Consider the following 23,647-nt stretch of genomic DNA (forward strand, 5'->3'; position numbering starts at 1 on the left):
GCGATCACATCCGGAAGACGCCGTAGGAGACAGGTTCGAGGGGTGCCTGCGCGCAGACCGAGAGTGCGAGCCCGAGTACGGTGCGGGTGTCCGCGGGGTCGATCACGCCGTCGTCCCAGAGCCGCGCGGTGGAGTAGTACGGATTGCCCTGGCGCTCGTACTGGTCCCGGATCGGCGCCTTGAACTCCTCCTGCTGTTCGGGAGTCCAGGCCTCGCCCAACTGGTCACCGCGCACGGTCGCCAGCACCGATGCGGCCTGTTCGCCACCCATCACCGAGATGCGCGCATTCGGCCACATCCACAGGAAGCGCGGCGAGTACGCGCGGCCGCACATCGAATAGTTGCCGGCGCCGTAGGAGCCGCCGATGACCACCGTCAGTTTCGGCACCCGCGCACACGCGACGGCGGTGACCATCTTCGCGCCGTGTTTGGCGATACCGCTCGCCTCGTAGTCACGCCCGACCATGAAGCCGGTGATGTTCTGCAGGAACACCAGCGGGATCACCCGTTTGTCGCACAATTCGATGAAATGCGCGCCCTTCTGGGCGGATTCGCCGAACAACACCCCGTTGTTGGCGACGATGCCGACCGGGTGTCCGTGGATGCGGGCGAAGCCGGTGACCAGCGTGCGCCCGTACTCGGCTTTGAACTCCTGGAACTGCCCGCCGTCGACGATGCGCTCGATCACCTCGTGCACGTCGTAGGGGGTGCGCAGGTCGACCGGCACCACGTCGTAGAGCTCGTCCTGCGCGGCGATCGGGTCGACCGGTGCGGCGATCTCCCACGGACTCGGCGATTTCGGTGCGAAGGTGCCGACGATGCGGCGCACGATCCGCAGCGCATCCTCGTCGTTGTCGGCCAGATGATCGGTGACGCCCGAGGTGCGCGAATGCAATTCACCGCCGCCGAGCTCCTCCGCGGTCACCACCTCACCGGTGGCCGCCTTCACCAGCGGCGGGCCGCCCAGGAAGATCGTGCCCTGATTGCGCACGATCACCGCTTCGTCGCTCATCGCGGGCACATAGGCGCCGCCGGCCGTGCAGGAACCGAGCACCGCGGCGATCTGCGGAATCCCCTTGGCGCTCATGGTCGCCTGGTTGTAGAAGATGCGACCGAAATGTTCGCGGTCGGGGAAGACGTCGTCCTGATGGGGCAGGTGCGCACCGCCGGAGTCGACCAGATAGATACACGGCAGATGGTTCTGCAGCGCGATCTCCTGGGCCCGCAGATGCTTCTTCACGGTCATCGGGTAATAGGTGCCGCCCTTGACGGTGGCGTCGTTGGCGACGATGACGCATTCGCGCCCCGAGACCCGGCCGATGCCGCCGATCACCCCGGCCCCCGGACATTCGTCGCCGTACATCCCGTCGGCCGCCAGCGGGGACAGTTCCAGAAACGGGCTACCGGGGTCCAGCAGCCGGTCCACCCGCTGCCGCGGCAGCAGTTTGCCGCGCGCGACATGCCGCTCGCGCGCCCGTTCGGGTCCGCCCAGTGCACTCGCCGCCAGCTTTGCGCGCAGCTCGTCGAGCAGCGCCAGATGTGCGGCCCGATTACCGGTCTGCACGTCCTGGGTAACGGTCATCACGCCATCCTGCCCATTCGGTTAGTGGCCAATAACTGGAATCCAAGATAATCTTGACTAACTGAAATGTCCAGACGTGCCGATAGGAGGGGTGATGGGCAGCAGTGAGGCAGTCGCCCCGACGCGCCGCGAACAACTCAAGGCGCAGCGGCGGCAACAGCTGCTGGATGCCGGCGCCCGCCTGATCGCCGATCGCGGGTTCCCCGGCGTCCGGCTCGACGATCTGGGCGCGGCGGCGGGCATCAGCGGTCCGGCGGTCTACCGGCACTTCCCCAACAAGGAGGCGGTGCTGGTCGAGCTGCTGGTCGGAATCAGCACCCGGCTGTTCGAGGGCGGGCGGGCCGTGGCCGACCAGGCCGCCTCACCGCGCGAGGCCCTGTCGGGGCTGATCGAATTCCACCTCGACTTCGCGCTGGGCGAACCCGAACTCATCCGCATTCAGGATCGTGACCTGGAGAGCCTGCCCGAGGCCGCGCGCCGGCAGGTGCGGCGACTGCAGCGTCAGTATGTGGAGATCTGGGTGGGCGTGCTGTGCGAGCTGCATCCGGATCTGGCCGAAACCGCCGCCCGGGTGATGGCCCATGCGGCATTCGGCCTCATCAACTCCACTCCGCACAGCGCCTCGCCGACCCTGGCCGGGCGCGCCCGGCCCATCCTGCGCGATATGGCCTGGGCCGCGCTGAGCTGAGGGGCGCGCCGGTTCAGTCGCGGCGCAATTCCTGATCCGCCGTCGCCAGCACGAAATGCAGGCCGAGGTACACCGCGGGTAACAGCGCCAGCGTGCAGGCCGCGGCGAAAATCGGTGCGGCAACCTCGAATTGGGACTGCCAGCGCACCCGCGTACCGGCGGGATGATCCTCGAAGGTGACCGTTCCGTCCTGATGACGCAGCGGCGGAAGGGATTTCACCACGCGATAACGAAACAGGCGCGGCGGGTCGTAGTCGACGACCTCTTCGGTGAGCCGCAACAGCGGGGTCACCAGCAGCCGCACGGCGCCGACCCCGTGCTCGGAGACATTCCCCGGCCGCACCGGGGTGACCCGCCGGATCGCCGGAACGCGCTGATAATTGGTGGCATCGGTGATCCAGTCGAAGACATCGGCGCGGGGTGCCCGGATGATCCGTTCCAGGTCCAGCGTGCGCATCGAGTATCCCTTCACTGCCGCGTCGTCGCGTCCGTTCCGAGCGGTCACCGGTGCCGATCGGTGTCGAGTCGCAGCGCAGCCTACGGCGGTATCGGCACCGGCTGCCAGCGGCGCGACTCGAAACGATGCGGTTTCGATATCCGTCAGCGACCTGGTCGCTCGCCCAGCGGACCGGCCGGGATAAATCGTTGTGGCATAGTGATTTTCACCGACCACGCCGCGACTGGGAAGAGGACCACACAACCCCCGGGCGCACCTGGACCACAACCCGGGCAATCCGGAACCGGCGGGACTCACCTGCCATCGGATCGGGCGGCAGCTCGGCGAGATCGCTGGAGCGCACCCGGTGCCACTGTGAGCCGGCCCACCTCCACCCCGTCCCGATGCGGAACCGTCGGTAACACCGAGCGGAGACCGATCACCCGATGACTACCATGGCATTCATGAGTGCCGAGGAGTGCCGCCGCACCACAGACAGGCCGAAACCGTGACCCCAGAGCGTGGCACCACGAGCCCCGCAGAACAGGCGACAACAAAGCCGCAGGAGCGGGTGATTCGCCGTCGCCCGAAGAATCGTCGCGCCCAGATCGCGGCAACCTCGGCGGCCGCCTTCGGATCCCTGGGCTACCACGGGGTCAGCATGGAGGATATCGCCTCCCGGCTCGGCATCTCCTCGGCCGCACTCTACCGGCACTATCCGAGCAAGTACGCGCTGTTCCGGGAGGAATTGCTGCGGCTGGGCGCGCTGACCGCGGAATCGACCACGGTCGCGCCGGAGGCCGCCGAACTGCCCGTCGAACAGCGGTTGGCCGGCGTTCTCGACGCGGTGATCGCGGCGACGATCGCCAATCGACCGACCGTCACCCTGGTGCGCTGGGAGGGCCGCTACCTCGACGAGACCGACCGCGCCACGCTGAACGAGCAATTCACCACCGCCATCCACGCGCTGGCCGACCTCATCGGCGAGCTGCGCCCCGAATTGCCACGCCCCGACCGCTCGCTACGCGCGGTGGCACTACTCAGCATCGTGAGCAGTATCGGTGACCACCACGCCACGCTGCCCGTGAAATCCCTTACCGCCGTGCTGAATTCGGCGGCATGGGCCCTGATTCGCGCGGATCTGCCCGAGGCCGAGAGCACCGCCCGGCCGTCCGGTTCGGTCGAGATCCCGCAGTCGTTCAAACACGAACTGCTGCTGAAGAAATCGGTGGAACTGTTCCATCAGCGCGGATACCCCAATGTGAGCGTGGAGGATATCGCGACCGCCGCGGATCTGTCGGCCGCGTCGGCGGTCTATCGGTACTACCGCAGTAAGAGCGATCTGCTGGCCGCCGCCTTCCGGCGCGCCGCCGACCGGGTATCCGGCGCGATCGGTCCGGCCACCGCATCCTCGAAGACGCCCGCCGAGGCGCTGTCGAAGCTGATCGATCTGTATGTGGCGGGGTCCTTCGCCGAACGCGAACTGACCTTCGTCTACTACGCCGAATTCAGCCACGTCCCGCCCGAGGAACGCACGGTCCTGCGCAATATCCAGCGCCTGATCGTGGCGGAATGGGTGAAACTGCTGATCGCGGTGCGGCCCGAGCTCACCGAGGCACAGGCCCGCATTCTGGTGCAGGCCGCCTTCGCGCTCGTGGTCGACCTGGGCCGCGTCTACGGCGACGACGAGAATCGCTGCCCGCCCGATCGCGTCGTCGCGCTGATGGAGATCGTGCTCTTCGGCCGGCCGCACTCGACCTAGTCGCCCGGCGTTCAGCTGTTCATGCGCGGCCACGGATAGAGCGCGAGATGGAGCAGCAGAATCGCGAGCAGGGCGAGCACTGTCGCCGCCACGAATCCGGCCCGATGCTCGAGATACCCGATCGTGCGAAACAGGGTGGGAAACGGCACTTCCCGCGCGAAGAACATCGACAGCACGCTGGGCACCACGACCCACATCACCGCGATCGTCCCGTAGAGGACGTAGGCGCCGGTGAAGCTGCCCGGGTCCACCGCGCGGGCGCCGCCGGCGAAAGCCACCGCGGCGGCCAGTGCGGCACAGGCGAGCACCAGATAGCCGCCCATCCCCTCGGTGCGCACCGCATCGGGGTCGGGGGTCACCCGGCCGTTGGCGGTGGTGACCCGGCCGGGCAATGCGGCCGGCTGCCGCGGCGGCATTGCCAGCTGGGGCAGGGAGTAGTAGGCGAGCACCACGATGACGAACACCACCACCAGGCGGACCCAGGAGTGGTCGCGCTCGAGATGGCCGATCGTGGCCGAAATCGTCGGCCAGTCCGCCAGTTCGAAGACGGCGGCCAATTCGGGCACCGCGATCACGACGCCCGCCAGCCCCCACATCAGGTATCCCCAGAACTCCGCCGACCGGCCGCCGACAGCCGGTGCGCCGGTAGTGACCTCCGTCATACTCCCGGTGTACCACCAAGTGCGCCGGAACGGCGGCCCGACGGGCGAATTCGTCGGTTCAGGCCGGGCGCAACATCGGCGGGTGCAGGACCTGCGCGGGTCCGGCCCGGTAGAGCTTCGCCGGCCGGCCCCCGTCACGCGTGGTGGTCGCACCGGTCGCGACGACGAAACCGGGTGTGGTGGTGACCTTGCGGTGGAAGTTGCGCGGATCGATATCGGTCCCCCACATCACCTCGTAGACCCGCCGCAGTTCGGCCACGGTGAACTCTCGCCGGCAGAACGCCGTGGCCAGCGGGGTGTACTCGAGTTTCGCGCGGGCGCGCTCGACCCCGTCGGTGAGGATGCGGCGGTGGTCGAACGCCAGCCGGCCGCGGTCGGCGAGCAGTTGCTCCACCGACCAGATACCGGCGGCGGTCGCCTCCGAACCCGCCTGCGGCGCGGGGAGATTCGGAGTCAGCGCCAGATACGCGGTGCTGACGACCCGGCCACGCGGATCCCGGCCGGGTTCGCCGTAGGTCGCCAGCTGCTCCAGATGCAGACGGTCACCGCGAATTCCGGTCTCCTCCCGCAGCTCCCGCACGGCGGCGGCGGACAGACTCTCGTCCGGACGGATGAAACCCCCTGGCAGCGCCCACCTTCCGCGATAGGGGGCATAGAGCCGCTGCACCAGCAGCGCGCACAGCGTGTCGTTGGCAGTGTGCCGGGCGCCCAGGGTGAGAACCACCAAATCGACCGCGAGCGCTGCATTGAGGCGAAAACCACTGCCCATGACGGGCATTCTAATCGTCAGTCTGACGATAAAAAGGTGACCGGATTCCGGTTCAGCTCTCGGCGACGAAGGTGAACGGGCCGAATTCGTCGACGTGGCCGCCGATCCAGTCCCAATGCGACACCGGATCGACGACCACACCGTCCTGCAACAACAGCCGCCAGCCGAGATCGTCGTGTTCCCAGATATCACCGTCGCCGTCCACATACAGACCGCAGATGGCCGGCTCACGGCGATTCCGCTGCTGCTCGGCACCGGACGCCGCGCCGTCGCCCACGATGCCCTGGCCGGGGCCGTCGGCATGAATTCCGCCGGCTACCAGGGGCCGGCCGGCGAGTTGCGCGACGGCGCGGGCCATGGCCACGAACTGACCGGCCGGCACCGCGATCACCGCATCGGTACGCATGGATGTTCCTCCCGCCTGATCGTCACGTAAGAGGGCCACCGCGTCCGGCACGATCGGCCGGGGGCGAATCGTGCTCTGACTCATCATTTCCCCTGCCCTGTGTCACCGAATTGCGTTGCGGCGATGCGCGCCGGTCGAACCATTCGAAACCTCCCCATCCATCAGGTTTGCGAACACCAGCCTCGTCCACCCGACTTCTGATTCACTTCCGGTCGAATCGGACAGGTCCGAGATGCGCGTCCGACTCCCGAGCAATCGACAAGTTGTCGGGAAATTCCGGGGACACCGAGCGCTGACGGCGCTGTCGTCGGACGGTTCCGTTGTCGTGTCGCATTCGGACGGACTCGGTCCGACCTGGCCGGTCGGCCTCGAATAGGTTGAGCTGCAACCGGAAACACAGCAGGTGTGTTGCACAACGCGACGCTCGGTACTACCAAGTGGAACCGATATAACAATTTGGCAACTGGCAGGCTAACGTTGGACAGCAAGGTAAATTTATAGTAGAAATTCTGATTTAAATCAGATGTCCAGCTAATGGCCGATCTCGGCAGCGGGCGGCCATGGGGAAGGTGTCCGGGATGTCACGGTTGCAGGGGGCAAGGTATGGCTGACCGGCGCATCCATGTCCTCGGACCGATGCATATCGAACTGGACGACGCGCCGATCCGGCTGCCCGGCCGGCTCACCCGGGCGCTGCTCGCACGCTTGGTGATCGCACGGGGCCATGCGGTGTCGACCGACCGTCTCGCCGACGAATTGTGGGACGGCTGTCCGCCCCCGAAGGCGACCTCGGTTCTGCAGGTACACATCCACAACCTGCGCCGGGTATTCGAACCGGAGCGCCCGGCGCGGGCGCCGGCGACCGTCGTGGTGTCCGAAGGGCTCGGCTACGCACTGCGACTGGGCGATACCGAGGTCGACGCCTGGCACTTCGAATCGCTGATGGATGCCTACCTGCACATGAACAGCGGTGCGCGTCCGCCGGAAGCGGAGACCCGCATCCGGCTGCTGGACAGCGCGCTGGAATGTTGGCAGGGCCGTGCGCTGGAGAGTTTCGCCGATTGCGGCTGGGCCGGGGCGGAAGCGGCCCGGCTCACCGATCTGTATCTGACCGCGGGCGAACTGCGCGCACAGGCCGCACTGGAACTGGACCGCGCCACCGAGGTGATCAGCGGATTGCGGCGCACGGTCGAAGATCGACCGGATCGCGAGGAGAGTGTGCGGCTGCTCGCGATCGCCCAGTACCGGCTGGGCCAGCAGACCGAGGCGCTGGCCACACTGCGACGCACCGCCGAATTCCTTACGCGCGAAATGGGACTCGATCCCGGTCGGCGGATCCAGGATCTGGAGACCGCGATCCTGAACCAGTCGGTGCCGGTCCCCCGCCCGACGCCGCGGACGGCACCGATCGCGGTGCGCGCCGCGGTCACTGCCCCAGGCGACGAACCGCCCACGGATCGAATCGACTGCATCGCGCCCGCCGCCGCTCCCGGTTATCCGATGCAGCACAAGGTCGCCCTGGAGGCCGCGTACGAGGCGGCGGTATACGGCGCCCGCGTGGTCTGGATCGGCGGTGGCGCCGGCTACGGGAAAACGACATTCACCGGCGCGATCGCCGACGAACTGCGCCGCCGCGGCTGGACCGTCGCGGCCGGCCGCTGTCCGGATGTCGACGCCGCGCCGCCGGGCTGGACATGGGCGGAGATGGTTCCCCAATTGGGCGTGGATCCGACCGTCAGCGGTCGGCCGGGCGATCCGTTCCACATTTCCCGCGTGCTCGTCGAAGGCTGCCGCGGCGCCTTCGCCGACGGTCCGGTGGCTCTGATCCTGGAGGATCTGCATCGCGCCGACGAGGCGACCCTGCAGATCCTGCGCCAGGCCATGACATGGTTGCACGACCGGCCGCTGCTGGTGATCGCCACCCTGCGGGATGTGGAAGCACCCGACCCGGTGCGCGCGACGATGGCGGAGCTGGCCGAGCCGACCGCCGCTCATATCGAGCTCACCGGGGTGGATCACGACGGCGCCTGTGCGATTGCCCGGGCCGCCGGACTCACCCGGCTCGATTCCGGACTGCTCGCGGTGTTGCACGAGCGCACCGGCGGAAACCCGTTGTTCCTCCGGGAACTGACCGCCGCGATGGCGGCCGGTGGTGCGGTACACGACCTGCCGCCGAGTACCCGCGGTGTTATCGAACAGCAGTTGACGCGGCTGCGGGACGACGTCCGCGAGGTGCTCGCCCACGCGGCCGTCTGCGGCGACCGCGTCGCACCGGCGACCCTGGCGGCCGTGACCGGACGGCCGGAATCCGAGCTGATCGAATTGCTCGGAGCCGCCGAGCGGGCCCGACTGGTGACGATCGATCCGGCCGGTCGAATCGCCTTCGCGCACACGCTGATCCGCGATACGGTATTCGCCGGCATTCCGCTCCTTCGTCGCGCGGGAATGCACCGGAGCATGCACGAGCTCCGTGGCACCACCGGGCCGGGCGGCATCCGCGTGGCGGATGCGCCCGCCCATCCGCAACCGCGCTCGGTAACCATCGATGCGGGCGCCGAGCCCGTGTCGCCCGCCGCCCGCCGGCCGCACGCCGGCGCGGCACCGCGGTGGCGCGTGGTCCCGGAGCCGGACCGGCTCACCGGTTCCACCGTCGGCCGGTGTCCGATCGGCTGCCCCTGCTGCGCCTCCGGTCCGGCGGACCGAGCGGCCGGAATTCCCCCGTGAGCCCGACCCGTTCGCTCCTAACCCGCCGCGCGCCCCGCGTCGCCCGACGCGCGCCCCTCCCGGCGTGCGCGTTTGCCCCGGGCGATCTCGGTGCCGAGGGCGTCGAGCGGGTTGGCCAGCTGGTGCAGCGGATCGAGCAGTGCGGTGAGCCAGGTGCGGGCGGTCTCCACCCCGGCCGGGTCGAGCGCATAGAGGCGGCGGGTCCCCTCGGCGCGCACGGTGACCAACCCGGCGTCCCGGAGGACCTTGAGATGTTGTGAGACACCGGGTTGGGAGATCGGCGTCCGGCTGCGCACCGCGTCGACCAGGGCACCGGCGGTCTGTTCACCGGACGCGACCAGTTCGAGGATGTGCCGGCGGACGGGGTCGCCGAGCGCGTCGAAGATCCGCGTGGGTGGAACGGTCATTCGGATTCGGCGCCGCCCTCGGGCTCGGTGGTGTAGAAGGCGAAGGTCTGCTCGGCCGCCGTCCGCGCGGTGGCCGGATCGTCGCCGTCGGCGATCGCGGCATCACCCCAGCCACCGGCGGCCGTACGGATGAACTCCCGGCCCTCCGGCGTGGTGTGCAGGGTGGCGGCGACCTCCGGATCCACCGGTTCGCCGCTGTCCACATGCATCCCCAGGCCGAGCAGCGCGAGGTCCCAGCCGACACCGACCGCGCCGGGACCGAATTGGGTCCACATCTGCGGATCGATCGGCGCTTCGTGTTTCAGCTCGAGCTCGGTGCCCTCGGCGGTGGGGGTCAGCGTGACCTCCAGCCAGGAGATCTGTGGACCCATCTCCCAGGTCACCGCGAAGTACTTCGGCGCATCGCAGCGCTCGACGACACCGTTGGCATTGCCTTCGAGCTGATAGCGACCGCCCACCTCGAGCGAGCCACTGACCGGCAGGAACCAGCGGGGAATGCGATCGGCGTCGGTCAGCGCGTTCCACAGATCCGCCTGATCGGTCGGATAGCCGCGGCGGGCGACGGCGATCCGGGTCGGGGCGCCGTCACGGTTTCCGGTGCGCACCTCGCGGGTCACCAGCCCGGCGAGGGCGGTCGGATCGGACAGTAGCGGCATGTCATCTCCTCCTTCTATAAGTTAGAACTTATATTAGCAGGCGACTCCCGCCAACTCCCCGAAGGACATGAAGGCCGCGGCGTGCCGGTGCAGGGAGGTTCGGACGACACGCCGCGGCGCGACGTATTCAGCCGGCTTGCCGGCGCATGGCTTCGATCAGCGATTTCGGGCGCATATCGGTCCAATGCGATTCGACGTAGTCGAGGCAGATGTGGCGCAGGCAAGGCCCGTGAGCGATCGTCCAACCGCTCGGGACGGCCGCGAACACCGGCCACAACGAGTGCTCGCCTTCATCGTTGGTGAGGACGTAGAACTCGGCATCGTCGTCGTCGAACGGGTTGCTCATTCGAATACCTTTCGTGCAGAACGATTTCCGTCCGCCGAGGCAGACGGGGGTGCGGGCTCGCGGATTCCGAGCCCGCACCGCGATCAGGTGCCCGGCGTTACCGATATCGCCGATCCGGAGGAGAGCAGGTTTGCCAGTGCGGTGAAAATGCTGCCGAGACCGGCGCTTCCGGTATCCATCAGTGGAGAATCCTTTCCTGGTGCGCGGTTACTTCGGGGTGTACGCGATGCTGGAGCCCGAGCTGAGGAAGGTCAGCACCTGGGTGAGGATTGCGGCGTAGTCGACAGTGCCGTCCATACTTTTTCTTCCTTCTTTCTTTCCGGTCGCGGACCGTGACGCCGGGCCGGCGCCGACGGACCGCACGGAACCGCTTCGGTTCCGGGCTTGGCGGCGAATACCGTTGTCACTGCGCGGTTTCGCCGAATTCCCTGCGTCGATCGAGTTCGGTCAGGACCGCGCCGATGCGGCTCAGTGCCGCGGCGGAGGTCATTCGCCAATGGGTGGCGGGCAGGACGTGGCTGCCGATGTCGCCGGTGACCACCGCCGACCATTGCGCGACCGCCGGCGCGCTCGACTCGTCTTGCGCGGCAACGAAGTACGTCAGATCGCCGTGGTAGGTCCGGGGCCGGTGGGCCGCGACCAGTTCGACCGAGCGCACCGCGGCATCCAGGATGCTCGTGATGCGGTCCGTGCCGAGGCCGGCGAACGGTTCGGGCAATGTCGCCAACACCGACGCGATATCGGCATCGAGCGCCGGCTCGCCCATCTCGCCGGCGCGCTCGCCGAGCAGGCCGCCCAACAGTTCGGCGACGGCGACCGGTTCGCCCCCGTCGGCGACGGTCGGCCCGAGGTGGCTGTCCATGACAGCGAGCAGGGCAACCTGTTCACCTTCGTCCTGCAACCGCACCGCCACGGCATGTGCCAGCACGCCGCCCAACGACCAGCCCAGTAGGTGGTACGGACCCTCCGGCTGCACGGAGCGGATCGCCGCCACATAGTGGCCCGCCCACTCCTCGACGCTGCCCGGCAGGCTCGCACCGCTGAGCGCCGGCGATTGCAGACCGTAGAGCGGCCGCTCGATCACGGCGGCGAGCCCGGCGAACGACCACGCCACCCCGCCCACCGGATGGATGCAGAACAGCGGCTCGCCGAACCCGTTGCGCCGCAATGGGAGTAGCACATCGAACGCGGCATCGGCGTCGATTCCCGCGCCGGCGTCCAACTCCGCGAGCAGGGCCGCTGGCGTCGACGCGGTGAACAGCGTGAGGACCGGCACCCGGCGGCCGAGGGTGGTGCCGAGCCGGGCGACCAGCGAGGTCGCCAGCAGCGAGGTGCCGCCGAGTTCGAAGAAGTTGTCGTCGAGCCCGACGCGTTCCAGGTCGAGTACCTGCGCGAAGGCCTCGCACACCGTGCGCTCCGCCGCCGTCCGGGGCGCGCGGAATTCCCGGGCCTGCCGCGGTGGCGCCGGAAGCGCCCGGCGGTCGAGCTTGCCGGAGGCGTTGACCGGCAGCTCGGCCAGGGTGACCACGGCGGCGGGCGCCATATAGGCCGGCAGCCGGTGCGCCAGGGCCGTGCGCAGGCGGTCGCCGTCGACCGACCGGTCGGGCGCCGCGACCACGTAGGCCACCAGTTGCTGCTGCGCGGCGTCGTCGCCGTGCACCACGACCACGGCCCGATCCACCTCCGGCAATTCCGTCAGCGCTGCCTCGATCTCCCCCGGTTCGATGCGCAGACCGCGCAGCTTCACCTGGAAGTCGGAGCGGCCGCGGTACTCCAGTTCGCCGTCGGCGTTCCAGGTGGCCAGGTCGCCGGTGCGATACATCCGCTCACCGGTGGCGAAGGGGTCGGCGACGAACCGCTCGGCGGTCAGATCCGGCCGTGCCAGGTATCCGCGCGCCAACTGCGCGCCGGCCAGATACAGCTCGCCGGTGACACCCGCCGGGACCGGCCGCAATCGCGAATCCAGCACGTACACACGGGTGTTGGCGACCGGACGACCGATCGGCACGGTCGTGGTGTCGCGCCCGGTGACCTCGTGATACGTCACATCGACCGCGGCCTCGGTCGGGCCGTACAGATTGTGCAATCGAGCGCCGGTGCGAGCCACCAGCCGCTGCGCCACCGCCGCCGGCAGGGCCTCGCCGGAGGCGAACACGCGGCGCAGCGAACCGCAGGACCCGAGATCGGATTCGGCCAGGAAGGCCGCGAGCATCGACGGCACGAAATGCAGCGTGGTGACCGATTCGGCGGCCACCACCCGCGCCAGATAGTCCGGATCACGATGTCCCTGCGGCGCCGCGACGACCAGGCGAGCGCCGACCTGCAAGGGCCAGAACAGCTCCCACACCGACACGTCGAACGTCACCGGGGTCTTCTGCAGTACCACATCCTCGGTGGTCAGACCGTATTCGGACTGCATCCACAGCAGCCGGTTGACGATCGCCGCGTGGCTGACCGCGACCCCCTTCGGGCGGCCGGTCGAACCCGAAGTGAAGATCACGTACGCGAGGTGGTCCGGTCGCAGCGGGGACCGCCGATCCGCGTCGGTCACCGGATCGTCGGCGTAGTGAGAGAGGTCCAGCTCGTCGACGGCGATCGCGTCGTCGATCGCCGAATCGGCCAGGGCCAGTACGCATTCCGGCTGCGCCGTCGCGATGATGTGTCGGCGCCGCTCGGCCGGCTGGTCGGGATCGATCGGCACGTACGCGGCGCCGGCGGCGAGGACCGCGTAGACCGCGACGAGCAGTTCGATCGATCGCGGCATCGCCACCGCCACCCGCCGGTCGGGTCCGATTCCCCGGTCGATCAGATAGCGAGCCAGCCGGTTGGTGCGTGCGGCGAATTCGGCGTAGGTCAGGACCCGTTGCGCCACAGCGATTCCCGCGCGGTCCTCGGCCAGCGCCACCGTGCATGGGTGCGCGGCCACCGCGGCGGCGAACCGGGCGGTGAGGGTATGCGGATGGTCGCCCCCGGTCGCGGGTAGCGCCGGATTCCACCCGGTGTCGTTGTAGTCGACCAGCAGGCGGTGGCGCTCGTCCGCATCCAGCAGATCGATATCGCCGACGGCGACGGCGGCATCGGCGCCGACGGCATCGAGCACTCGCAGGAAGCGCTGGACGAACCGCTGCACGGTGGCCGCGTCGAACAGGTCGGTGGCATAGGTGACGGCGGCGGCGATACCGGCCGGTGCGCCGGTCTCGTCGTAGGTGTCGGTGAGATACCAGTGCAGATCGAATTGCGATGTGCGGGTGTCGACTTCGAGCTCACGCACCTCGAGGCCGGGTAGCCGGACGGTGGCCCGGTTCAGGTTCTGGAACGACAACGCCACCTGGAACAGCGGATGACGGCCGGTCGACCGGGCCGGATCGAGCAGTTCGACCAGCCGCTCGAACGGCACGTCGCTGTTGGCGAATGCCGCCAGATCGGTCTCCCGCACCTGATCGAGCAGGTCGGCGAAGGAGTCCCGTGGCGCGATCCGGGCGCGCAGCACCAGGGTGTTGACGAACATGCCGATGAGATCGTCCAGCTCGGCCTCCCCCCGCCCGGCGACGGGTGCGCCGACCGCGATGTCGTCGGTTCCGGACAGCCGGGCCAGCAGCACCGACAGCGCGGCCTGGACCACCATGAACAGCGAGGCGCGCCGGGTGCGCGCGAGCCGGTGCAGAGCGGCATGCCGCTCGGCGGAGATCTCGAACGATATCGCTCGCCCGCGCAGCGACTGCACCAGCGGACGCGGCCGGTCGGCCGGCAGGTCCAGCTGCTCCGGAAGGCCGGCCAGGGCGGTGCGCCAATACTCCGATTGCACCGATACCGGCGACTGTGGATCGTCCTCGGCGCCGAGCAACTCGCGCTGCCAGAGCGCGTAGTCGGCGTATTGCATCGGCAGCGCCGGCCAGTGCGGCGCGGCATCGGCGCGGCGGGCGGTGTAGGCGGCCAGCAGGTCCCGGGTCAGCGGTGCGGCGGAGGCGCCGTCGGCACAGATGTGATGCAGTGACAGCACCAGCAGATACGCCGGTTCGTCGGCATCGATCACGCGCAGCAGCGCGCCCCGGACCGGGACCTGCGTGGTGACGTCGAATGGCCGGGAAAGCAGCTGGGCGACAACCGATTCCGCCTCGTCCTCGGTCACCGTCCCGATCCGGAACTCCGGTTCCGCCGTGGCCGTCACGACCTGACTCGGTCCGCCGTCGGATTCCGGATAGATCGTGCGCAGCACCTCGTGCCGGTCGACCACGTCCGCGAACGCGCGGACCAGCGCCGCCGTGTCCACGGCACCGGTCAGCCGCACCGCGAACGGCACGTTGTACGCCGCGGAGCCGGGATCGATGCGGTTCGACAACCACATGCGCTGCTGCGCCGGCGACAACGGAATCCGCTGCGGGCGAGGGCGTGCGGCCGGCGCGGGCCGGCCACCACCGCCGTGTGCGGCGAGCCGTTCGGCCAGGGCACGCACCGTCGAGGCCTCGAACACCGTGCGCACCGGAATCCGGCTGCCCAGCCGATCGCCGAGCCGGGCGACGACCTGGGTGGCGATCAGCGAGTTGCCGCCGAGTTCGAAGAAGTCGTCGTCGACGCCGACCCGGGGCACACCGAGTGTCTCGGCGAGCACGGCCGCGACCAGTCGCTGCTGCGGCGTGCCCGGCTCCCGATAGTCCCGAGCGCGGAACTGCGGTTGCGGCAACGCTTTCCGATCCAGTTTGCCGACCGGGGTGAGCGGAACCTCGTCCAGCACGACCACGGCGGCGGGCACCATATGCGCCGGCAGGCTCCGCGCGGCGTAACCGATCAGCTGCTGCGGATCGACCGAACGGCCCGGGACCGCCCGCACATAGGACACCAGCGCCGTGGCCCCGGTCGGAGTTTCGCGACCGAGCGTGACGGCGAAGTCGATGTCGTCGTGTCCGGTCAGTACCGCGTCGATCTCACCGAGTTCGATGCGGAATCCGCGGATCTTGACCTGGAAATCGGTGCGGCCCAGATATTCCAGTTCCCACTCGCCGGTCCGGCCGACGATCCAGCGCACCAGGTCGCCGGTGCGGTACATCCGCGTCCCGGGTCCACCCCACGGGCAGGCCACGAACCGTTGCGCGCTCAGGCCGGCGCGGCGGTGGTAGCCGCGGGCCAACGCGTCACCGACGACGTACAGCTCACCCGCGACCCCCGGCGGCACCGGTTGCAATCGCGCGTCCAGCACCAGCGTCACCGACCCCGGGACCGGGGTGCCGATGGTGATCGGCGCACCCGCGACCAGTACGGCGTAGGCCGAGGAGATGGTGGCCTCGGTCGGGCCGTAGCTGTTGACGAAGCGCCGGCCCGGCTGCCATTTCGCCAGCAGCTCCGGGGTGGTCGCATCGCCGCCGGCACCGACCACCTCCAGATCCGGCAGATCGGCCGGATCCACGGTGGCCAGCATCGCCGGCGTGATCATGGTGTGGGTGACCCGCTCGGCACGGAGCAGCTCGGCCAGTTCCCGTCCGCCGAGAATCGCCGGCGGCGCGATCACCAGGGTGGCGCCGCTACCGAAGGCGAGCAGCCACTCCTCCAGGGACTGGTCGAAACTCGGCGAGCAGACGTGCAGGAACCGATGCCGCGGCTCGACCCGGCACAGCCGGGTGGCGTGCGCGGCCAGATTCGCGACTCGGCGGTGGGTCACCGTGACGCCCTTGGGCAGACCGGTCGAACCCGAGGTGTAGATCGTGTACGCCGCGTTGTCCGGGCGCAGCGGACGGATTCGGTCGGCGTCGGTGACCGGCTCGGCGCGGCGGCGGGCACAGGCATCGGCGGTGGCCGGGTCGTCGAGCACCAGCCAATCGGTCGCGGCGGGCAGTCCGGCCACGAATTCCGTTGTGGTAACGCCGATTACGGCTGCCGAATCGGTCACCATGTGCCGGACCCGCTCCGGCGGGTAGCTCGGGTCGACCGGGACGTACGCCCCGCCCGCCTTCGCCACCGCCCAGACCGCGGCGATCATCTCGTAGGAGCGCGGCAGGGCGATCGCGACCGCCCGCTCGGGCCCCACCCCGGCCTCGATCAGTACCCGGGCCAACTGCGAGGACTGTCGATCCAGTTCGCCGTAGGTCACCGAGCGGCCGTCGATGCGCACCGCGACGCGCTCCGGACCGAAGCGCACGCCCCGGACGAGGACCTCCGGCAGCAGATCGCGCGCGAGCACCGGGCCACCGTCCATGTGGGTGAACCGCTCGTACTCCGCCGGGGACAGCAGCGCCACGGTGCCGACCGGGCGCCGCGGTTCGTCCGCGACCGCCGCGAGCAGTCCGGTGAAGCGCCGGGCGAAGGATTCGACGGTTCCGTGATCGAACAGATCGCGGGCGTACGACAGGTCGGCGAGCAGTCCGTCGGCGGTTTCCTGCACGGTCAGCGACAGATCGAATTGTTCGGCGTCGAAGTCGAAATCGACCGCCTCGACCCGTAGCCCCGGGAGCTCGAATTCGCGCTGTGGCAGGTTCTGGAACGTCAGCATCACCTGGAACAGCGGGTGCCGCGCGGTGGAACGTTCCGGATCGACCAGTTCCACCAGACGCTCGAACGGCAGGTCGGCGTGCCCGAACGCCTGGAGATCGGTATCGCGGACGAGGTCGAGCAATTCGATGAAATCGATCTCGCCGGGCACCCGGGTGCGCAGTACCAGCGTGTTGACGAACATGCCGACCACATCGTCGAGTTCGGCCTCACCGCGTCCGGCCACGGGGGTGCCGATCGCGACGTCGTCGGTACCCGACATCCGGGCCACGAACAGCGCCCACGCCGCGTGCACCACCATGAACAGCGTCGCGTGGTGCGCCCGGCCCAGTTCGGTCAGCCGCGTCCGCAGCTGCTGGGAGATCGGGAACACCACCCGGCCACCACGGGCGGACTGCACCGCCGGCCGGGGGCGGTCGGTCGGCAGGTTCACCTCGTCGGGCAGTCCCGCGAGCCGCTCGCGCCAGTACTCGGCCTGGGTCGAAATCAGGCTCCGCGCATCGTCTTCCGATCCCAGCACCGCCCGCTGCCAGAGCGCGTAGTCGGCGTATTGGACCGGCAGCGGCGCCCACTGCGGGGCCGTGCCGGCAGTGCGGGCGGCGTAGGCGAGCATCACGTCACGCGTCAGTGGCCGCATCGACCAACCGTCGGCGGCGATGTGGTGGACCACGAACACCAGTACGTGCTCGGACGCCGAAATCCGCAGCAGCGCAATCCGGATCGGCACCTCGGTGCTGACGTCGAAACCGAGGCCGGCCAGCTCGGCGATGCGTGCGCCCACCTCCGCCGCGGCCGTCGGCTGCGGGATCAGCTCGGCCGGAACCTGCGCGACCGGCAGGATGTGTTGCACGACGCCGTGCGGTGTCTGCGGGTACACGGTGCGCAGGACCTCGTGCCGGCCGAGTACGTCGAGTACGGCCTGCTGCAGCGCCTCGACCCGCAGGTCCCCGTACAGCCGCACGGCCGCGGGCACGTTGTAGGCCGCCGATTCCGGTTCGAACCGGTTGAGGAACCACATCCGCTGCTGCGCGAGCGACAGCGGCAGCACTTCCGGCCGCGGTCGAGCGGTCAGCGCGACGCGCTCACCGGTCCCGATGTACTCCGCGACGCGGGCCGCCAGGGCTGCCACCGTCGCGGCCTCGAACAGCAACCGCACCGGGACGCGAGTGTCGAAGGCGGCGCCGATCCGGGCCACGACCTGGGTGGCCAGCAGCGAGTTGCCGCCGAGAGCGAAGAAATCGTCGTCGGCGCCGACCCGGTCCGCACCCAGCACCGCGGCGAAGATCTCGGCGATCGCCTGCTCGGCCGCCGTCTCGGGCGCGCGATAGGCGGTTGCCTCGAACGCCGGGCGAGGCAGTGCGGCGCGGTCCAGCTTGCCGTTCACCGTGAGCGGCAACGCGTCGAGCACGACGAACGCCTCCGGCACCATGTACGAGGGAAGTGTCTGGGCCAGCGCGGTTTTCACGGCGGCCGGGTCGAGCTCGGCGGCGGCCGGTACGAGGTAGGCGACCAGCCGATCCCCGGTCCGCGGATCCGGCTGAGCGAGCACGGCGACCTGCGCGATCCCCGGCAGTGCCCGCAGCGCCGCCTCGATCTCACCCGGTTCGATGCGGAATCCGCGCACCTTGACCTGGAAGTCAGTGCGGCCCCGGTACTCCAACCCGCCGGCCGCGTTCCAGACCACCAGGTCACCGGTTCGGTACATCCGGGCGCCCGGGGCGAAGGGGTTGGCGACGAACCGTTCCGCGGTCAGCCCCGCCCGGCCGTGATACCCGCGAGCCAGCTGCGCACCCGCCAGATACAGCTCACCGGGAACGCCCACCGGCACCGGCAGCAGGCGCGAATCCAGCACGTAGACCGCGCTGTTCGCCTCCGGCCGGCCGATCGGGACCGTAGCGACGTCGGAATCGTCGACCGGATGCACCGTGATGGAGACCGCGGCCTCGGTGGGGCCGTAGAGGTTGTAGAGCCGAGCCGAGCCGCCGGCCCGCATCCGCTGCGCGGTCGCCGCCGGCAGTGCCTCGCCGATGGCCAGCACCCGTCGTAGCGACGCCGGCAGTCGATCGCCCGTCGCGGTCAGCAGGGCGTCCAGCATCGACGGCACCACGTGCAGCGTGGTCACGCCCTCGCGCGTCATCAGATGGGCGAGATAACCCGGATCACGATGACCGTCCGGCGCGGCGACGACCAGCCGGCCGCCCGCGACGGCGGCGGACCAGAACTCCCACACCGACAGGTCGAAGGTAGCGGCCGTCTTCAACAGCACGACATCGTCGGCGCCCATGCCGAATTCCGCTGTCTTCCAGAGCAACTGGTTGGTGATCGCCGCATGGGTGACGGTCACGCCCTTGGGTCGTCCGGTCGAGCCGGAGGTGAAGACGACGTAGGCCGGATGCTGCGGAGACAGCGGGGCGCGGCGGTCACGATCGGTCAGTGGGTCGGTGGACAGCCGCGCGAGGTCGGCCGCCGCGACATCCACGACCGGCAGACCGGTTTCGGGTACCGCTACCCCGGCCGGACCGCTGACGAGCACACATGTCGGGTCCGCCGTTCGCAGGATGTAATCGACCCGGCCGGCCGGCTGATCGGGATCGACCGGCACATAGGCGCCGCCCGCGACGGCGACCGCGTACATGGCGACGATCAGCTCCCGAGACCGGCGCATGGCGAGCGCGACCCGGGTCTCCGGGCCCACCCCCATCGCGACGAGATGCCGGGCCAGACGGTTCACCTGGCCGGCGAGCTCGGCGTAGTCGACCCGCTCGACCGATCCGGCGTGGTCGACGATCAGCGCCGGCGCTGCGCCCGCGGCCGCCACCGTCGCATTCCACAGCTCGGGCAGGGTGGTGCCGACGAGGGCGGGATCGTGCGTGTCGTTCCAGCCGTCGAGGATGCGGACGCGCTCGTCCGCACCGAGCAGATCGACCAACCCGATCGGCCGGTCCGGATCGGCGCAGATCGCCTCGAGCAGCCGCAGCAACCGCTGTCCGAAACCGTCCACCGTCGCGGGATCGAACAACGCACTGGCGTAGGTGAACGAGGCGGCCAGCCCGAGGGGCGTCCCGGACGCGTCGTAACGATCGGTGATCACCAGATGCAGATCGAATTGCGATACCGCCGTGTCGAAATCGGCGGTATCGACGGTCAATCCGTCGAGCACGAAGTCGGCCGCGGCCTGGTTGTGGAAGGAGAAGCCGACCTGGAACAGCGGATGCCGGGCCGTGGAACGAACCGGGTTGAGTACCTCGACCAGGCGCTCGAACGGAATGTCGGCATGGGAGAAGGCCGCCAGGTCCCCGTCGCGCACGGTCGCCAACAGGTCGGCGAATCCGGCGTCCGGGTCGATCCGGGTCCGCAGCACCAGGGTGTTGACGAACATGCCGACCACATCGTCGAGCGCGGTGTCCCCGCGCCCGGCGATCGGCGTGCCGACAGCGATGTCTGCGGTGGCCGACAACCGCGCCAGCAGCGCCGCGAAGGCGGCGTGCACAACCATGAACAGCGTCGCGCCGCGGGCGCGGCCGAGCTCCACCAGCCGGGCGTGCAGGGCCGGGTCGACCGTGAAATCCACGGTGCCGCCGGCGGTGGAGACCACGGCGGGACGCGGGCGGTCGGTGGGCAGCGCGAGCTGATCGGGCAGCGCCGCCAAGGTGCGGGTCCAGAACGCCAGCTGCCGGGCGGCGAGCGAGTCCGGATCGTCCTCGGCGCCGAGCAGATCCCGTTGCCACAGTGCGAAATCGGCGTACTGGACCGGCAACGGGGCCCAGGCGGGCGCGGTTCCGGATCGGCGGGCGGCGTACGCGGTCATCACGTCGCGGGCCAACGGGACCAGCGAGGAGCCGTCGGCGGCGATGTGGTGGACGGCGACGACCAGGACGTGCTCGGCGACGGCGTCGGCGGCGGTGAACAGCCGGGCGCGCAGCGGAACCTCGGCGGTGACGTCGAAGGCGGCGGTGACGAACTCCGAGACCGTGTTCGGCAGATCGGCCGTGGGCACCGGCACCGGATCCAGCTGCGGTATCGGCGCCTGCGCGATCGGGAGAATCACCTGCACCGGCCCCGATTCGGTCTGCGGGTACACCGTGCGCAACACCTCGTGACGGGCCACCACGTCGGCGACGGCCACCTGCAGCGCGGCGACGTCGAGGTCGCCGCGCAGGCGCAAGGCCAGCGGGATGGTGTACGCGGCGGATGTGTCGTCCATCCGGTTCAGCAACCACATCCGCTGCTGCGCCGGCGAGAGCGGCACCGGTCCGTCGGTCGTGCGCGGCGTGGGCGCGGGGCGGGCCGGTCCGCCCCGGGTCGCCATGGTGGCCGCGGTCAACTCGGCCACCGTGGGGTGCTCGAAGATCGTCCGCACCGGCACCGTGGTGTCGAAGGCGGCACCCAGCCGCGCTGCCAATTGCGTTGCGGTGAGCGAATTTCCGCCCAGCGCGAAGAAGTCGTCGTCCAGCCCGACCCGCGCGGATCCAGCGAGCCCCAGGACACCCGCCACGATCTCGGCGACGGTGGCCTCGCCGGCCGAGCGTGGGGCGCGGAACTCGGTGCTCCGGAACACCGGTTCCGGCAACGCCTTCCGATCCAGCTTGCCGGTCGGCGTCAGCGGAATCCGGTCGATCACCATGATCGCCGCCGGCACCATGTACGCGGTCAGGCTGCGGGCGGCGTGCGCCACCAATTCGTCGACGTCGACGGTATGTCCCGGCGCGGCAACCACATACGAGACCAGCGCGGTCTCCCCCGCCGCGTCCCGGACCCCGAGCGTCACCGCGAAGTCGACCGACCCGTGCGCGCTGAGCACCGCGTCGATCTCACCCAGTTCGATGCGCAGTCCGCGCACCTTCACCTGATGGTCCGACCGGCCCACGTACTCCAGGACCCGGCCGTCGCCGCGCGCCACCCAGCGCACCAGATCGCCGGTCCGGTACAGCCGGCCGCCGGGCGCCCCGAACGGGTCGGCGACGAAGCGCTCGCCGGTCAGCCCGGCCCGTGCGTGGTATCCGCGGGCCAGGCCCGGACCGCGCAGGTACAGCTCACCGGTCACGCCGAGCGGAACCGGACGCAGCCGCCCGTCCAGGACTACGGCGGACATACCGGTGATCGGGCCACCCATATCCAGTGGATCACCGGCCCGCTTCACCGCGCTCACGGTCGCGAACACCGTGGTCTCGGTGGGTCCGTAGGTGTTGTGGAAGTCGCGGTCGCCGGCCCAGCGCGCCACCAGTTCGGGCCCGTACGCCTCACCGCCGACGGTGAGTCGCCGCAGCCGCGGCAGGGCCGCCGGATCCAGGGTCCGCAGCACCGCCGGGGTGATGAAGGCGTGGGTCACCCGCTCCTCCCGCAGCAGCTGGGTGAGTTCGTCACCGCCGTACACCCCGACGGGGGCGATCACCGCGGTCCCCGAGCCCGCGAAGGCCATCAGCAGTTCCAGCATCGAGGCGTCGAAGCTCGGCGAGGAGGCGTGCAGGACCCGCACACCGGAATCGACCCGGTAGTGCCGGCGGTGCGCGGCGACGATGGCGCCGACACCGGTATGGCTCACCACGACGCCCTTGGGTTTGCCGGTGGTGCCGGAGGTGTAGATCATCCAGGCTGGATTCTCCGGCCGCAGCGGCCGCACGCGCTCGGAATCGGCGATCGGCTCGTCGGAGAAGTGCCGCAGCCGAGCCTCGAGTTCGGGATCGTCGAGGACCAGTGGGCGCACCGCGGCGGGCAGGGCGCCGGCGTTCGCGCGGGTGGTGATACCCACGGCGGCACCGGAATCGGTGAGCATATGCGCGATCCGGTCGGCGGGGTAGTCCGGGTCGACGGGGAGGAATGCCGCACCCGCCTTGGCGACCGCCCACCACGCGACGATCCACTCGAACGAGCGAGTGATCGCGATCGCCACGAAATCCTCCGGCCCGCAGCCGGATTCGATCAGCAGCCGCGCCAGCCGATTGGACCGGGCATCCAGTTCGCGATAGCCCAGTTCGCGACCCGCCTGGGTGAGCGCGATCCCGGTGGGATGACGCCGGGCCGCCTCGGCCAGGAGTTGGTCCAGGGTCCGGATCGCGACCCACGGCGCCGGGCCGGTGTCGAGCAGGGCGGCGCGTTCGGCGGGCGACAACAGGTCGATATCGCCGATCGCGCGTCGCGGTTCGGCCACGGCCGAGCCGATCACCCGGCCCAGCCGGCGGAGCAGCGCCGCAACCGTCTCGCGGTCGAAAAGATCGGTGGCATAGGTGATTTCGATGGGCAGGTGGCCGTCGGCATCGAGTTCGTCCGACACCGTGAACTGCAGATCGAACTTGGCCGCCGGCCGATCGACCTCGATCGGTTCGAGGACCAGCCCGGGTACGGCGTGCGTACGGTTACCGAGATTCAGATAGCTCAGCGACACCGTGAACAGCGGGTTGCGGTCCGGCGAGCGGGTCGCACCCACCGCGTCGACCACGCGGTCGAACGGCAGGGCGGCGTGGCCGAATGCGGCCAGATCCACCTCGCGGGTATGCGCCAGCACCTCCCCGAAGGTGTGGTCGGGCCGCGGCCGGGTGCGCAGGGTGAGGGTGTTGACGAACATGCCGACCAGGTCGTCCAGCGCCCGCGCGCCCCGTACCGCGACCGGGGTGCCGATCGCGATGTCGTCGCCGCCGGTCAACCGGGCCAGCAGCACCGCCAACGCCGCATGCCACACCATGAACGCGGTCGCGCCGTGCGCCTTGGCCAGGCGCTGGACCGCCGCCGCGA

At 69.8% G+C, this 23,647-nt stretch carries 12 protein-coding genes; 3 read left to right on the top strand and 9 right to left on the bottom strand.

Annotated elements, in window-relative coordinates; translation table 11 throughout:
• Positions 1 to 4: 4 nt before the first annotated feature.
• Positions 5 to 1,582, bottom strand: coding sequence for a carboxyl transferase domain-containing protein (locus tag ON37_RS22675; protein ID WP_040722059.1), 1,578 nt, complete (start codon positions 1,580 to 1,582; stop codon positions 5 to 7).
• A gap of 94 nt (positions 1,583 to 1,676) precedes the next feature.
• Here ON37_RS22675 and ON37_RS22680 point away from each other — a divergent pair, with 94 nt between their 5' ends.
• Positions 1,677 to 2,270 (top strand): SACE_7040 family transcriptional regulator, encoded by a 594-nt coding sequence (locus tag ON37_RS22680; protein WP_040722061.1) that lies wholly within the window; start codon positions 1,677 to 1,679, stop codon positions 2,268 to 2,270.
• A gap of 13 nt (positions 2,271 to 2,283) precedes the next feature.
• Here ON37_RS22680 and ON37_RS22685 read toward each other — a convergent pair whose 3' ends face one another.
• Positions 2,284 to 2,727: an SRPBCC family protein gene (locus ON37_RS22685; RefSeq protein WP_040722126.1), complete on the bottom strand. Its 444-nt coding sequence runs from the start codon at positions 2,725 to 2,727 to the stop codon at positions 2,284 to 2,286.
• Between the two features lie 487 nt (positions 2,728 to 3,214).
• Here ON37_RS22685 and ON37_RS22690 point away from each other — a divergent pair, with 487 nt between their 5' ends.
• The gene (locus ON37_RS22690) at positions 3,215 to 4,468 is read left to right on the top strand and encodes a TetR/AcrR family transcriptional regulator (RefSeq protein ID WP_040722128.1); all 1,254 of its coding nucleotides are present in this window, start codon (positions 3,215 to 3,217) and stop codon (positions 4,466 to 4,468) included.
• Between the two features lie 11 nt (positions 4,469 to 4,479).
• On the opposite strand, the gene ON37_RS22695 is transcribed toward ON37_RS22690, so the two are convergent.
• Genes ON37_RS22695 through ON37_RS22705 form a run of 3 tightly spaced genes read right to left on the bottom strand, consistent with a single transcriptional unit; the run spans position 4,480 to position 6,305 of the window.
• Positions 4,480 to 5,130 carry a hypothetical protein gene (locus ON37_RS22695; RefSeq protein WP_040722063.1) on the bottom strand — a complete coding sequence of 217 codons (651 nt, stop codon included), beginning with the start codon at positions 5,128 to 5,130 and terminating at the stop codon, positions 4,480 to 4,482.
• A gap of 58 nt (positions 5,131 to 5,188) precedes the next feature.
• Complete coding sequence (locus tag ON37_RS22700; RefSeq protein ID WP_040722066.1) at positions 5,189 to 5,899, bottom strand: NUDIX hydrolase; 711 nt, start codon at positions 5,897 to 5,899, stop codon at positions 5,189 to 5,191.
• 52 nt (positions 5,900 to 5,951) lie between these two features.
• A complete protein-coding gene (locus ON37_RS22705) occupies positions 5,952 to 6,305 on the bottom strand; it encodes a hypothetical protein (RefSeq protein WP_157171550.1) in 354 nt (117 codons plus the stop codon).
• A gap of 603 nt (positions 6,306 to 6,908) precedes the next feature.
• Here ON37_RS22705 and ON37_RS22710 point away from each other — a divergent pair.
• Positions 6,909 to 9,029, top strand: a complete 2,121-nt coding sequence (locus ON37_RS22710) for an ATP-binding protein (protein ID WP_168441198.1) — start codon at positions 6,909 to 6,911, stop codon at positions 9,027 to 9,029.
• 17 nt (positions 9,030 to 9,046) lie between these two features.
• Here the strand turns inward: ON37_RS22710 and ON37_RS22715 are convergent, their stop codons facing one another.
• From ON37_RS22715 to ON37_RS22730, 4 genes are all read right to left on the bottom strand, one after another.
• The gene (locus ON37_RS22715) at positions 9,047 to 9,436 is read right to left on the bottom strand and encodes an ArsR/SmtB family transcription factor (RefSeq protein WP_040722070.1); all 390 of its coding nucleotides are present in this window, start codon (positions 9,434 to 9,436) and stop codon (positions 9,047 to 9,049) included.
• Positions 9,433 to 10,092: an SRPBCC family protein gene (locus ON37_RS22720; RefSeq protein ID WP_040722071.1), complete on the bottom strand. Its 660-nt coding sequence runs from the start codon at positions 10,090 to 10,092 to the stop codon at positions 9,433 to 9,435. The genes ON37_RS22715 and ON37_RS22720 overlap by 4 nt, the downstream gene beginning before the upstream one ends.
• Positions 10,093 to 10,219: 127 nt before the next feature.
• Positions 10,220 to 10,438 carry an MbtH family protein gene (locus tag ON37_RS22725; protein ID WP_040722072.1) on the bottom strand — a complete coding sequence of 73 codons (219 nt, stop codon included), beginning with the start codon at positions 10,436 to 10,438 and terminating at the stop codon, positions 10,220 to 10,222.
• A gap of 403 nt (positions 10,439 to 10,841) precedes the next feature.
• Positions 10,842 to 23,647, bottom strand: a 12,806-nt coding sequence (locus tag ON37_RS22730) for a non-ribosomal peptide synthetase (RefSeq protein ID WP_051031925.1), incomplete at its 5' end; no start/stop codon positions are given.

Origin of the sequence: Nocardia veterana NBRC 100344, assembly GCF_000308855.1 — a bacterium.
Taxonomy (GTDB): Bacteria; Actinomycetota; Actinomycetes; order Mycobacteriales; family Mycobacteriaceae; genus Nocardia; species Nocardia veterana.